Origin of the sequence: Faecalibacterium sp. An77 (assembly GCF_002161315.1) — a bacterium.
Taxonomy (GTDB): Bacteria; Bacillota; Clostridia; order Oscillospirales; family Ruminococcaceae; genus Faecalibacterium.
On the sequence record NZ_NFHK01000004.1, the window covers coordinates 53602 to 66463 of the forward strand.

General features: G+C 58.7%; 9 protein-coding genes and 1 pseudogene. 4 read left to right on the plus strand and 6 right to left on the minus strand.

Going from position 1 to position 12862, the window contains the following annotated elements; translation table 11 throughout:
* Positions 1 to 88: 88 nt before the first annotated feature.
* Positions 89 to 1810, plus strand: coding sequence for a recombinase family protein (locus B5G28_RS02795; protein WP_087246209.1), 1722 nt, complete (start codon positions 89 to 91; stop codon positions 1808 to 1810).
* On the opposite strand, the pseudogene B5G28_RS15220 reads toward B5G28_RS02795, so the two are convergent.
* A pseudogene (locus B5G28_RS15220) lies at positions 1807 to 2868 on the minus strand (S41 family peptidase); the annotation flags it as partial. The gene B5G28_RS02795 and the pseudogene B5G28_RS15220 overlap by 4 nt on opposite strands.
* Before the next feature lie 495 nt (positions 2869 to 3363).
* Positions 3364 to 3891 (minus strand): FMN-binding protein, encoded by a 528-nt coding sequence (locus tag B5G28_RS02805; protein ID WP_087246211.1) that lies wholly within the window; start codon positions 3889 to 3891, stop codon positions 3364 to 3366.
* 513 nt (positions 3892 to 4404) lie between these two features.
* Here B5G28_RS02805 and dctP point away from each other — a divergent pair.
* Genes dctP through B5G28_RS02820 form a run of 3 tightly spaced genes read left to right on the plus strand, consistent with a single transcriptional unit; the run spans position 4405 to position 7238 of the window.
* Positions 4405 to 5427 carry a TRAP transporter substrate-binding protein DctP gene (dctP, locus tag B5G28_RS02810; RefSeq protein ID WP_087246212.1) on the plus strand — a complete coding sequence of 341 codons (1023 nt, stop codon included), beginning with the start codon at positions 4405 to 4407 and terminating at the stop codon, positions 5425 to 5427.
* A 26-nt stretch (positions 5428 to 5453) separates the two neighbouring features.
* Positions 5454 to 5933: a TRAP transporter small permease gene (locus B5G28_RS02815; protein WP_087246213.1), complete on the plus strand. Its 480-nt coding sequence runs from the start codon at positions 5454 to 5456 to the stop codon at positions 5931 to 5933.
* Positions 5934 to 5936: 3 nt separating this feature from the next.
* Positions 5937 to 7238, plus strand: coding sequence for a TRAP transporter large permease (locus B5G28_RS02820; RefSeq protein WP_087246214.1), 1302 nt, complete (start codon positions 5937 to 5939; stop codon positions 7236 to 7238).
* A 409-nt stretch (positions 7239 to 7647) separates the two neighbouring features.
* Here the strand turns inward: B5G28_RS02820 and B5G28_RS02825 are convergent, their stop codons facing one another.
* The 4 genes from B5G28_RS02825 to B5G28_RS02840 all read right to left on the minus strand — a co-directional run bounded on the left by B5G28_RS02825 (position 7648) and on the right by B5G28_RS02840 (position 12810).
* A complete protein-coding gene (locus tag B5G28_RS02825) occupies positions 7648 to 9783 on the minus strand; it encodes a PTS transporter subunit IIABC (RefSeq protein ID WP_087246215.1) in 2136 nt (711 codons plus the stop codon).
* Positions 9784 to 9896: 113 nt separating this feature from the next.
* Positions 9897 to 10778 (minus strand): PRD domain-containing protein, encoded by an 882-nt coding sequence (locus B5G28_RS02830; protein WP_087246216.1) that lies wholly within the window; start codon positions 10776 to 10778, stop codon positions 9897 to 9899.
* Between the two features lie 331 nt (positions 10779 to 11109).
* Positions 11110 to 12060 (minus strand): L-lactate dehydrogenase, encoded by a 951-nt coding sequence (locus B5G28_RS02835; protein ID WP_087246217.1) that lies wholly within the window; start codon positions 12058 to 12060, stop codon positions 11110 to 11112.
* A 42-nt stretch (positions 12061 to 12102) separates the two neighbouring features.
* The gene (locus B5G28_RS02840; RefSeq protein WP_087246218.1) at positions 12103 to 12810 is read right to left on the minus strand and encodes a 4Fe-4S binding protein; all 708 of its coding nucleotides are present in this window, start codon (positions 12808 to 12810) and stop codon (positions 12103 to 12105) included.
* Between the last annotated feature and the right edge of the window lie 52 nt (positions 12811 to 12862).

The window sequence follows — 12862 nt, forward strand, 5'->3', positions numbered from 1 at the left end:
GACAAAAACATTTCTTGCGAAGTGGCGCAAAATATGGTATATATTATACGAAATATATTTTGCCTTGCCTGCCTGAAAGGAGGCCGCCATGACTGCCGTCATTTATGCCCGCTATTCCTCCGACAACCAGCGGGAGGAGTCCATTGAGGGCCAGATCCGCGAATGTACCGCCTACGCTGAAAAGAACGGCATCACTGTGGTCAATCACTACATTGACCGCGCCTATTCAGCCAAGACCGCGAATCGTCCGGAGTTTCAGCGGATGGTGAAGGACAGCGAACGGCGGCTGTTTGATATGGTCCTGGTCTGGAAACTGGACCGTTTTGCCCGTGACCGGTACGATGCGGCCCATTACAAGCACATTCTCCAAAGGAATCATGTAAAGCTGGTGTCTGCCACCGAACCCATTTCAGACAGCCCTGCCGGCATCATGATGGAAAGTATGCTGACCGGCATGGCCGAGTATTACTCGGCTGAGCTGTCCGAAAAGGTGGTGCGCGGCATGACCGAGAATGTCCTGAAAGGAAAGTACAATGGCGGTACCGTCCCGATCGGATATGTGATTGATGCAGACCATCACTTCCAGATTGACCCTTTGAAAGCTCCCTTTGTGGTAGAAGCCTTCAAACGGTATGCCGAGGGTGCCACCATGAAAGGGATCATGAACTGGCTCAACAGCCAGGGCGTGACAACCAACCGCAATCAGAAATTCACCTATAACAGCGTCCAGACCCTGCTGACCAACCGGCGTTACATCGGAGAAAACCGGTTTCAGGACATTGTGATGCCGGACACGATTCCGGTTATCGTTGAGAAGGAACTGTTCGACCGTGTTCAGGAAAAGATTGCAAAAAATCGCCGGGCCCCTGCCCGGCACAAAGCGGAGGATGATTATCTGCTTACCACCAAGCTGTTTTGCGGGATGTGCGGGTCTATGATGTTTGGCGAGTGCGGCACCGGTCGGAACAAAACGGTCCACCACTATTATAAGTGTGCCAAGGCCAAACGCACCCACAGCTGCAAAAAGAAAACAGTCCGCAAAGTCTGGCTGGAAGACCTGGTGGTAAATGCCACCCTGGAGATGCTCCAGGATGACCAAGCCATCGACGCCATTGTGGAAATGGTGATGCAGCTTCAGGATCAGGAAAACACCACACTCCCCCTCTTGGAAAAGCAGCTGAAGGAGACCGAAACCGGCATCCAGAATATGCTCAACGCGATTCAGGCCGGTATCCTGACCAGTTCCACCAAAGAACACCTGGAAGTCCTGGAGGCCCAGAAGAAGGAGCTGGAAGTCAGGATCACCGAGGAAAAGCTGGCAAAGCCCAAGCTCAGCGCCGACTTCGTCAGGTTCTGGCTGACCCGGTTCCGTAAGCTGAACCCGCAGATTAAGAGCCACCGGAAAACCCTGGTCAACACCTTTGTGAATGCCATTTACCTGTATGATGACAAAGTCCTGCTTACCTTCAACTACAAAGAAGGAACCAAAATCATTTCACTGGATGACGTAGCCGCCTTGGCTGCCTCCGGGGAAAGCGGTTCGGATTTGGGTTGCTTGCCTCCACCAGATCCCGAGTACTTTGGTACTCGGGATTTTTTTGTTGTCCCGGCCCGGGCGGGGAAGCTCCGCCCAAGCAAAAAAGGTGCGCCCCAAGGGCACACCCCCATCTCCAATCATTCGCCGGCCCCGGAAAGCCGCTGGATCAGCTTGGCGGCCAGGGCTTCGGCCTCGCCGGCGGGCACCCAGAAATCCGGTTCAAAACCCCGGAATTCTTCAAACGGGTCACTGTCCGGGCGAAGAAAAACATAAGACGCTGACATGGTCACACTGCATTTGCTGTTGGGCAGTTCAATGTATCCTGCATTGGCCAGCAAGGAGCCAAATGTATTTTCTCCAATAATCAGCACATTTTCAAGGTTGCAGGCATTCTCAATCAGATCTTCTGCCGCAGAGCCGGACACTTTTCCGGCCAGAAGAATCAACAGGTTATCATGAGAGATCCATTTATCTGGCAGAGACAGGCCCGATGACTTACCATTCAACGTACTGAAAGATTCATTGTTGGAGGGAAAGCTTCGCCCGGTATTTCCGTAGGTGCTCAGCCACTGGTCACCCATGGTACTGTCCCCGCCTGTATTGGAACGCAAATCCAGCATGGAAACGGGTTCATCCTTAAGCTGCTCTGCACCGTCCAGAATCTCATCTCTATATTCTGTGTTAAAATTGTTGAACTGGAAGACAGGGATTTCCTTTGTCTGCCGCAGTTCTGTATTCTTGTTCTTGGACAGATGTTCAAAATACTGTTTCCAGGGTTCAGCTGTCAGCGTTTCAGTGGTGCCATCGGTATAATGAACCGTCAGTTCTTCATCGCAGGTGTGCTTTTCAAACTCCGACTGTCCATCGAACATTGCTTCTTTCAGCAGTACCGGATAGTAAACAATCTGCCCCTGCTTGGAGATGGAACGCTTGAACAGATCATCCAGGTCTGCATGATTTTCCACTGACTCCACCGTTTTGCCATCGACGGTCTGGTAGCCGTTTTCCGTTTTCAGGAAGGCGGTCTGACGGAAGAAAAAGGGGATCTGAAAGGGTGCCGGATGGTTCTGGTTGATGCTGAAATGCCCATCCTTGATAAAGCCCAGGTGACTGGCTATGATCTGTTCCAGCTGCTGGCAGGTCACAGTGTCCTGATCTTCCAGATCCTGTAAAATAGCCTCCTGCGCAGCATCAAATGCCGGGTGTCCGCCAAAGTAGTCGTAGAGTCCATAGGCATAGTAGCAGGCCTCAAACAGGTAGTTGACATCCTCCACAGCCTGGCTGTGGTTCAGTTTCAAATCGGGGTTATAGTCACTGAAGGTCTCTGTCATGTACTCCCTGGCTTTTGACTGATCCTCCAGGGAAAGGCTGGTGCGCAGATAGGGCGTGGGGTCCAGCTCCTCCCTCTGGATACTCTGGTGCTCAGCATTTACCTCGTCCAGCAGTTCTTCCAGGGTGGGCTGCGGGATATCCAGTGCGTCGGCACAGCCCGCCAAAGAGATACAGAGAGCGGCGCTCAGCAGCGCCGCCAGAATACGGTGTTTCAAAGCGAAAGTCTCCTTTCAAGGGCGCTGTCTCAAAGGATGGTGCCCGATGATTCAGTGTGTTGAATCTTCCTTTTTATATAGTTAAATATAGCACCCTGGGATGACCCAGTCAAGAAAGCACCTGGCCTGTCCCAAACAAAAAAACACCGGCAAAGCGGTCCCTGGGGGAGGCTTTGCCGGTGTGTTTTATGGTAAAGTGTCTGGGATTGATGCGGCCCCAGACTACGGTTTATACCGATCTTCAGGATGGAATGCTATGGAATGTGACAGAAAAGTGGATTAGGCCTCCGGCTCAGACACCACGAGGGTCTGGTCGGGCTCGCCCTCAGCCTCGATGGCGGCCAGCATAGCCTTGGCGTTGTTGGTGGCCAGGGTAGCGCCGGTGATGCCGTCGATCTCAGAGGAAGTGCCGGCTTTCACGATGTTCTCGCTCAGCTCGGGCATCCAGTCAGCGGGCGAGGGATCCATGGGGTAGGTCTCCGCGGTGGTCTCGCTCTTCTTGTTGCCGTCGGCGTCGTAGCTCTCGAAGGTGGCAGAAACGATCTTGCCGTCCTTGTACTCCACCACCAGCTCGTCGCGCCAGCCGTAGGCAGCCTCAGCCGAGGCGTCGTCCATCTGGGCGGTGTAGACACCATCGGCCTTGCCGGTGGTCTCAGTGGTCTCCTCCGATGCAGCTGCGCTGCTGGCAGTGCTGCTGGCGGCGGTGCTGTCCGCAGCGCTGGAAGCGGTGCTGGAGGAACTGCTGCAGCCTGCCAGAACCACCAGTGCGGTTGCGGCTGCCATTGCCATCAAAATCTTGTTCTTCATACTATAAAAAACCTCCCGATTGTTTCCTGTTTCACAGTATAATCGCAAAATGCCGTATCACATATAGTAGCAATCTGCCGCAGGCTTGTCAAGAATTTTATGCTGAAATATTTTGATTGAAAAGAAAAATTAAGAAACGGCCTTCTTCTGTGGAGAAAAGAGGCTTCCTTTGACGAATTTTGTAAATCAAGAGGGAAGGAGAGCGGCCGGGTCCCGGCCTGCCGTCTTAAACCCGCCCGGGGGCTGATTTTTGCTGGCAAAACCGGGAGGAAAAGGAAGGCCTTTTGACCCCATCTCACTTATATGCACAAATAAAACCCGTTTTTGTGCAAAATGTCTACATCAACCGGGGAAGAATTTGCCATACATTGCATTTGTGTACAAAGAATGGGGAGTAAATTGGTGAGGTATTCCATCTGGCTTTTGGAATGCAAGTAGGATATAGTAGAAATATGAAACAAAGTGCGGCTTTTTGCCGGGATAACTTTGGTTACCAAGGAGGAGAGAATGCTTATGAAAAAAATTTCTCGCCGCTCGTTCCTGGCGGCGATGGCCGTTCTGGCTGCGAGCGGTTTGTCCGGCTGTGCCGGCTCTGCCGACAACGGCCTGCAAATCATCCGCATTGGACACAACCAGTCCACCAACCACCCCACCCACACCGGTCTGCTGGCCTTTGAGTCCTTCATCGAGGAAAAGCTGGGGGACAAGTACGACGTTCAGATCTTCCCCAGCGAGCTGCTGGGCTCCCAGAACGAGATGGTGCAGCTGACCCAGACCGGCGCCATCACCTTCTGCGTGGCGTCCAACTCCCTGCTGGAGACCTTCTCCCAGAACTACACCCTGTTCAACCTGCCCTATCTGTTCTCCAGCGCCGAGGCCTACCATGCCGCCATGGATGACCCCGAGGTGGTGGGCCCCATCTTTGAGTCCACCAAGCAGGCAGGCTTTGAGGCGGTGACCTGGCTGGACGCCGGCACCCGCAACTTCTACACCATCAAGACCCCCATCAACACCCTCGCCGACCTGAAGGGCCTCAAGATCCGCGTGCAGCAGTCTCCCACCAACGTGCGGATGATGGATCTGCTGGGCGGCTCGGCCACCCCCATGGGGTTCGGTGACGTGTATACCGCCCTCCAGGCCCAGATGCTGGACGGCGCCGAGAACAACGAGCTGGCCCTGACCGACAACGGCCACGGCGACGTCTGCAAGTACTATTCCTACACCATGCACCAGATGATCCCCGACATCCTCATCGGCAACCTGGGCTTCATGGAGGACCTGAGCGCCGAGGAGCGGGCCATCTTTGACGAGGGCTTCGAGATCGTCAACCAGACCCAGCGGGACGCCTGGGGCGACGCCGTAGAGGCCGCCAAGGACAAGGCCCAGAATGAGCAGGGGGTCAACTTCATCTACCCCGACATCACTCCTTTCCAGGAGGCTGTGGCCCCCATGCACGAGGAGATGCTGGCCCAATACCCCGACCTGGCCCCCATTTATGAGCGGATCCAGGCCTACAACGCCGAGTACGAGGCCTGAGCGCGAGAAAGGAAGTGTTCCACGTTATGCAATCCATCCGTAAGGTGCTGAATCTCATTATGAATGGTCTGGCGGGGGTCAGCCTCATCGCCATGACGGCCCTGACCGTCTGGCAGGTCTTTACCCGCTACGTCCTGAACAACCCCTCCACCTGGTCTGAGGAGCTGGTGGGCTATCTGTTTGCCTGGGCCAGCCTGTTTGGCGCGTCCCTCATCACCGGCGAGCGGGGCCACATGAACATCCCCGTGGTGGTGGAAAAAATGCCCCCTGCCCTGCAGAAATTCTTCGCTGTCTTTGGTGAGCTGGTGGCTATGGCCTTCTCCGGCATCATCCTGGTGTACGGCGGCTACGCCATCACCCAGCTGGCCATGGGCCAGATGACCTCCTCGCTGGGGGTTGCGGTGGGCGTGTTCTATGTCACCATGCCCATCTGCGGCGTCATCAACATCCTCTACACCATCCTCAACATCTACGATATCTGCAAAGGCAAGAAGGAGGCAGCGTAAGTTATGGCCATGCAATCTCTCGGGATGATTATTGTCATCCTCGCGGTTCTGCTGGTGGTGGGCGTGCCCATCTCCTACTCCATCGGCATCGCCTCCCTGTTCACTATCCTGCAGACCGTTCCCCTGGATATTTCGGTGGTCACCGGCGCCCAGCGCATCTTTGTGGGCATGAGTAAATTCAGCCTGACCGCCATTCCGTTCTTCATCCTGGCGGGCAACCTGATGAACCAGGGCGGCATCGCCAAGCGATTGGTCAACTTCGTCATGGCCATTCTGGGCAAGCTGCCCGGCGCCCTGCTGGTGACCAACGTGGGCGCCAACGCCCTGTTCGGCGCCATTTCCGGCTCGGCCTCGGCTGCGGCCGCCGCCGTCGGCTCCATGGTCCGTGAAGGTGAAGAGGAGCAGGGCTACGACGAGGCCCTGTGCGCTGCCACCAACGGCGCTTCAGCTCCCTCCGGCCTGCTGATTCCTCCCTCCAACGCACTGATTACCTATTCTCTGGCCGCCGGCGGCACCTCGGTGGCAGCTCTGTTCATGGCCGGTTACCTGCCGGGCCTGATCTGGGCGGTCTGCTGCATGGTGGTGGCCATCATCATCGCCAAGAAGAAGGGCTATAAGGGCACCCCCGGCAAGTTCAGCTGGTCCAACCTGGGCAAGGCCACCCTGCAGGCCATTCCCTCCCTGTCCCTGATCATCGTGGTCATCGGCGGCATCATCGCCGGTGTCTTCAGCGCCACCGAGGGCTCGGCCATCGCTGTGGTGTACGCCCTGATCCTGGGCATCTGCTACCGCAACATCACCCTCAAGAGCTTCTGGAAGATCGTGGTGGACAGCGCCAAGATGAGCGGCATGGTGGTCTTTCTGATCGGCGTGTCCAACATTCTGGGCTGGGTCATGGCCTTCCTGCAGATCCCCCAGGCAGTTTCCGCCGCCCTGCTGGGCATCACCGACAACCCCATCATCATCCTGCTCATCATGAACGTGATCCTGCTGGTGGCAGGCACCTTCATGGACGTCACCCCCGCCATCCTGATCTTTACCCCGCTGTTCCTGCCCATCGTCAAGACCTTTGGAATGGACCCCATCCAGTTCGGTCTGATCCTGGTGTATAACCTCTGCATCGGCAACATCACCCCGCCGGTGGGCAACACCCTCTTTGTGGCCATTAAGGTGGGCCGCACCAGCCTGTCCAAGACCATGCCCTATATGCTGTGCTACTATGTAGCCATCCTGCTGGGCCTGATGCTGGTGACCTATATTCCCGCCATCAGTATGGCGCTGCCTCAGCTGGCTGGTCTGGCCTAAGGCGGCATCTCTATATCCCTGCGCTGAAAGCGGCGCTTTCCGGGCGGTTTCGCCTTTGGAAAGCGCCGCTTTTCCTTTGTCAGACAGACACAGCCCCCGGCGGACGGGCCGGGGGCTGTGGGGCTTTCTTGGCCGGGCGGTAAACTGGGGCGTGGAGAGAGGCCAGAGGGCGGCGGGGGGCTGTCCACCCAGGCGAAGCCGGCCCTGGTGCAGCCTGCAAGCAGCTGGCAGCAGTTTACAGCGGCTTTTGCCCGAACAGAGGGGAGAGAGGCGCGGTTCCGCTGTCCTGGCCGGGAGAGCTTTACCGCAGAGCGGGGAGCGCCGGGCACAAAAAGGCGCCGCCCGCCTGCAAGGGAGTGCAGACGGGCGGCTGTATCTGGAACAATGAGGAGGAGAAACGCAAACGAAATTATTCGAGGCCCACCAGATCCTGGCCGGGCTTGACCTGGCCGGAGGCCAGCACCTTGACGGCGGCGTAATCGTCGGTATTGCAGACGATCATGGGGGTGGTGCACAGGTAGCCTGCGGCCCGGATGGCGTCCATGTCAAAGCTGATGAGCAGGTCGCCCTTCTTGACCTTCTGGCCCGCCTGGACGTGGGGAGTAAAGTACTTGCCCTCCAGCTTGACGGTGTCGATGCCGATGTGGAGCAGGATTTCTGCGCCGGAGGAGGTCACCAGGCTGATGGCGTGGTGGGTGTCAAAGAGGTTGTCCACCATGGCGTCGGCGGGGGCATAGAGATTGCCCTCGGTGGGCTCGATGGCGGCGCCCTCGCCCAGTGCGCAGGAGGCAAAAGCCTCATCCTTCACCTCGGCCATGGGCACCACGGTGCCGGCCATGTGAGCGCCCAGAACGGCGGCGGTCATGGTCTTGGCGGGGGCGGCGGGCTTGGGAGCGGGCTCAGCCGGCTGGGGAGCCGGAGCAGCGGTATCCAGAGCGCTGGCGGCAGGGGTTTCCATGAAGTCCACCAGGTTGGACTTGATGACGGCTACCTGAGGTCCATAGATGACCTGGATGCCGTTGCCCTTGTGGACCACGCCCGAGGCGCCGCTCTGCTTGAGGAGACCGTCGTTGACCTTGGAGGAATCCACCACCGTCACGCGCAGACGGGTGGCGCAGCAGTCCACGTCCGAGACGTTGGCCTTGCCGCCCAGACCACGCAGGATGGTGGCCGAGACGGTATCGCCGCTGGCGCCCTTGGAGCCGTCGGGGCCGATGCCGGTCTTTTCCTTGAAGTCGTCACGGGTGTACAGCTTGGTTTCTTCGTTGTCCGCCTCGCGGCCGGGGGTCTTGAGGTCCATCTTGCGGATCATGATGGTGAAGGTGAAGTAGTACAGGACAAAGTAGACAGCACCCACGATGACCACCCAGATCCAGTGGGTCTTGGCGTTGCCCTGGAGGATGCCGAACAGGGTCAGGTCAATCAGACCGCCCGAGAAGGTCATACCGACGCAGACGTTGAGGATGTGCATCAGCATGTAGGCCAGGCCGGCGTACACGCAGTGGACGGCGTACATCACGGGAGCCACGAACAGGAAGGTGAATTCCAGAGGCTCGGTGATACCGGTGAGCATGGAGGTCAGAGCAGCGGACAGCAGCAGGCCGGCCACCACTTTGCGCTTTTCGGGGCGGGCGGCGCGGTACATGGCCAGAGCGGCGCCGGGCAGACCGAAGATCATAAGGGGGAACTTACCGGACATAAACCGGGTGGCGTCCACCGAGAACTCGGTGACGGTCTTGGAGGCCAGTTCGGCGAAGAAGATGTTCTGCGCGCCCTGAACGGTGACGCCGTCGATGATGGCGGTGCCGCCCACGGCGGTCTGCCAGAAAGGCATATAGAACACATGGTGCAGGCCGAAGGGGATCAGAGCGCGCTCCACCAGGCCGTAGATGAAGGTGCCGGCGTAGCCCGAGCTGATGACCAGGTTGCCCAGCATGCCGATGCCGGTCTGAACCACCGGCCAGACGTAGAACATGGCGATGCCCACCAGCAGGTAGACAGCGGTGCTGACGATGGGAACGAAGCGGGTGCCGCCGAAGAAGGAGAGCACCTGGGGCAGCTGGATCTTATAGAAGCGGTTGTGGAGAGCAGCCACGCCCAGACCCACGATGATACCGCCGAACACGCCCATCTGCAGGGTGGTGATGCCCAGCATGGAGGTGGTGGTGTTGGGGGCCATGGCTTCCACGCCGCCGGCGGCATTGATCATGGCGCAGATGGCGGTGTTCATGACCAGATAGGCGATGGCGCCGGACAGGGCGGCCACTTCCTTTTCCTTTTTGGCCATGCCGATGGCGACGCCCATGGCGAACAGCAGGGCCAGGTTGTTAAAGACGGCGCTGCCGCACTGGTTCATAATGTCCAGCACGGTGTAGATGATGGAGCCGGGGTAGATGACGCCGGTCAGGCCGTAGGCCTCCAGCATGGTCTCGTTGGTGAAAGAACTGCCGATGCCCAGCAGCAGGCCCGCCACGGGCAGCAGGGCGATGGGCAGCATGAAGGACCGGCCGACACGCTGCAATACGCCGAAGATCTTGTCTTTCATAAAATTGCTTACCTCCTGTCATTTTTGGGTGGATATTCGGGCAAAAGGCGGTTCCTGCCGGGCAGGCAGGAGGCCGCGGGTTCTATGTGCAGCCTGCGCCGGGGGCGCAGACGTTACGGGGTAGGAGCGGTGCCGGTGTTCCGGCGCAGGCCGGCCGACACCCTCTTGAGGTGGATGGTCAGATAGACCAGCTCCTCCTGGGAGAGCTCTTTGTGCCAGGTGTTCCGCACATACTCGGCCACGCACTGGGCGCATTTGTAGTGCTGGGCACAGCTGCGGGCGATCATCTCCCGGAAGGCCACGTCGCCTTCGTCCGGGCTGTCGGGGATCATCTTGTCCTGGAACAGCCGCTGGGCAAAGTAGCGCAGGTGCACCACAAACCGGTTGAAGTCCAGGGATTCCCGGTCAAAGGCGCCCTGGTCCCGATAGAAGTATTCCACCACCTCCACCGCCCCGTCGATGAGGCGGGTGATGCCGTACATTTCGCTCATGTCGGTGTTCAGCTCGGCGTTGACGATGTGCAGGGCGATGAAGGCCGCCTCGTCTGCGTTGAGCTGGACGCCGCACTGGGTGCGGATCATGTCCAGGCATTTCTGGCCCAGATGGTATTCGGTGGGGTAATAACAGAGGATGCTGCCGGCCAGCGGGTTTTTGAACTCGATGCCCTGGGCCTTGCGCTGGATGGCAAAGCTGACGTGGTCGGCCAGCGTAATGAGGAGAGACTCGTTGAGGGGCTGGTGGATCTCGGCGCGGATGGCCTCGATCATCTGTTCGGTCAGCTGGAGGTGCTCCAGGGGAATCTGCTCCACCAGTTCCCGCAGCCGGCGCTGGCCGGTCTTGTCCTCCATCCGGTAGATTTTTTCCACCCCGGCGGGGTTCACGAATTCGCCCACCTTCCGGCCAAAACCCAGCCCCCGGCCGGTGACGATGCTCTCGTGCCCCTTTTCATCAATGACGCACAGGATGTTGTTGTTGATGACTTTTTTAATGCGCATCCTGCAGCCTCCTTGTCGCAGTATGCCAATTTAAACGGCAAAACGGGAAAAAGAAAAGACCAACCCCCTCAATGCCTCTTTCTCTACGACAAAAAAGACATCCTCGGAGTTGGTCTAGCCCGCATTACCGGTAACAATCCAACTTGGAAAGTCTGCCACAGTGCAGACTTTAATTATCGTCTATAAAATACCATGCAGACAGCCGAATGTCAACAGAAACAGGCGTTGTATAGAACGTTTCGTCAGGTTGATGAAATTTTAACGGGTTCCTTTGGGCATTTCTGCTCGATGCGTGGGGTCACCTGTCCGCCTTGGACGGACAGGCGGAGGATCAGAGGTCCTGTTCGGCCAGGACGTCCTTTAAAGTCTGGGCCGAGGCCCGCAGAGCGGCGATTTCCTCCTCGCTGAGGGCGATGGGGACGATGGTCTCGACGCCGTCCTTGCCCACCACGGCGGGCAGGCTCAGGGCCACCCCGTCGATGCCATAGCTGCCGTGCTGCACCGACGACACCGGCAGGATGGACTTCTCGTCCCGGACGATGGCCTCGCAGACCCGGCGCACCGACATGGCGATGCCGTAATAGGTGGCGCTTTTCTTCTCGATGATCTCGTAGGCGCTGTTCTTGACCCCGGCGGCCAGGGCTTCCATGGCGGCGTCGTGGTCAAAGTAGCCCCGCATCTCGCAGAAGTTGTGGAGGGGCAGGCCCGACACGTTGGCGCTGCTCCAGGCCACAATTTCGCTGTCGCCGTGCTCGCCCAGAATGAAGGCGTGGACGGCCCGGCTGTCCACCTGCAGGTGTTCTCCCAGCAGGTACTTCAGGCGGGCGGTGTCCAGAACGGTGCCGGTGCCGAAGACCCGGTTTTCGGGGAAGCCGCTGAGCTTGGCGGCGGCATAGGTCAGAATATCCACCGGGTTGGCCACAATCAGCAGGATGGCGTCCCGGTTGTACTGGGTGATGGAGGGGATGATGGACCGGAAGATGGAGATGTTTTTCTTCACCAGGTCCAGCCGGGTTTCGCCCGGCTTCTGGCCGGCCCCGGCGGTGATGACGATCAGGGATGCGTCGGCCAGGTCGGGGTAGTCGCCGGCGTAAATCTTCATGGGCTTGGCGAAGGGCAGGCCGTGGCTGATGTCCAGGGCCTCGCCCTCGGCCCGGGCGTGGTTGGCGTCGATCAGGACCATCTCGGAGAACAGGCCGCTCTGCATCAGGGCGAAGGCCGAGGCCGACCCCACAAAGCCGCAGCCGATGACGGCCAGTTTGCGTGTATTCAGATTGCGCATAGAGCACCTCCTTTGGTGTTTCGGTTTACTTTGTGTAGAAAATCAGTCTAAAATACGTCCGTCGCGGGAAAGAGTCACCACCTGCCAGGGGATGAACTTGCCGCTGGCCTGGAGCGCACGCTGGGCGGCGGACTGGAGCCCGCCGCAGCAGGGCACCTCCATCCGGACGATGGTGACGCTCTGGATGTCGTTGAGGCGGAGGATGTCGGTGAGCTTTTCGGCGTAGTCCACCCCGTCCAGCTTGGGACAGCCGATGAGGGTTACCTTGCCCCGCATGAAATCCTCGTGGAAAGATGCATAGACATAGGCGGCGCAGTCGGCGGCGATCAGCAGCTTGGCCCCCTGGAAGAAGGGTGCCTGCACCGGGGTCAGCTTGATCTGGACCGGCCACTGGCCCAGCCGGGACACCGGCTTGCCGGAGGGAACGGCGGCAGGGGCCTCGGGGGCCTGGGCAGCCTGGAACTGGACGGCCCGGGAACCGGGACAGCCTCCCGCGTGGTGGGGGGCCTGCTGCTGGGCTTTGGCACGCTGGACGGCGGCCTCGTCGTAGGCGGGGGCCTCCCGCTGTTCAAAGGTGATGGCTCCGGTGGGACAGCCGGGCAGGCAGTCCCCCAGACCGTCGCAGAAGTGCTCCCGCACCAGCTTGGCCTTGCCGTTCACCATCTCGATGGCGCCCTCGTGGCAGGCGGTGGCGCACAGGCCGCAGCCGTTGCATTTTTCCTGATCTATATGAATGATCTGTCGAATCATGGGGAAATCCTCCTTGGATGTGTTGGGGTTCTGAGGTGATTATAGTACAATG

Bases quoted from the DNA above. Each gene is read 5' to 3' on its own strand.
- B5G28_RS02805 (WP_087246211.1), bottom strand. From the start codon at position 3,891: ATGAAGAACAAGATTTTGATGGCAATGGCAGCCGCAACCGCACTGGTG.
- B5G28_RS02830 (WP_087246216.1), bottom strand. From the start codon at position 10,778: ATGCGCATTAAAAAAGTCATCAACAACAACATCCTGTGCGTCATTGAT.
- B5G28_RS02815 (WP_087246213.1), top strand. From the start codon at position 5,454: ATGCAATCCATCCGTAAGGTGCTGAATCTCATTATGAATGGTCTGGCG.
- B5G28_RS02795 (WP_087246209.1), top strand. From the start codon at position 89: ATGACTGCCGTCATTTATGCCCGCTATTCCTCCGACAACCAGCGGGAG.
- B5G28_RS02825 (WP_087246215.1), bottom strand. From the start codon at position 9,783: ATGAAAGACAAGATCTTCGGCGTATTGCAGCGTGTCGGCCGGTCCTTC.
- B5G28_RS02840 (WP_087246218.1), bottom strand. From the start codon at position 12,810: ATGATTCGACAGATCATTCATATAGATCAGGAAAAATGCAACGGCTGC.
- B5G28_RS02835 (WP_087246217.1), bottom strand. From the start codon at position 12,060: ATGCGCAATCTGAATACACGCAAACTGGCCGTCATCGGCTGCGGCTTT.
- dctP (WP_087246212.1), top strand. From the start codon at position 4,405: ATGAAAAAAATTTCTCGCCGCTCGTTCCTGGCGGCGATGGCCGTTCTG.
- B5G28_RS02820 (WP_087246214.1), top strand. From the start codon at position 5,937: ATGGCCATGCAATCTCTCGGGATGATTATTGTCATCCTCGCGGTTCTG.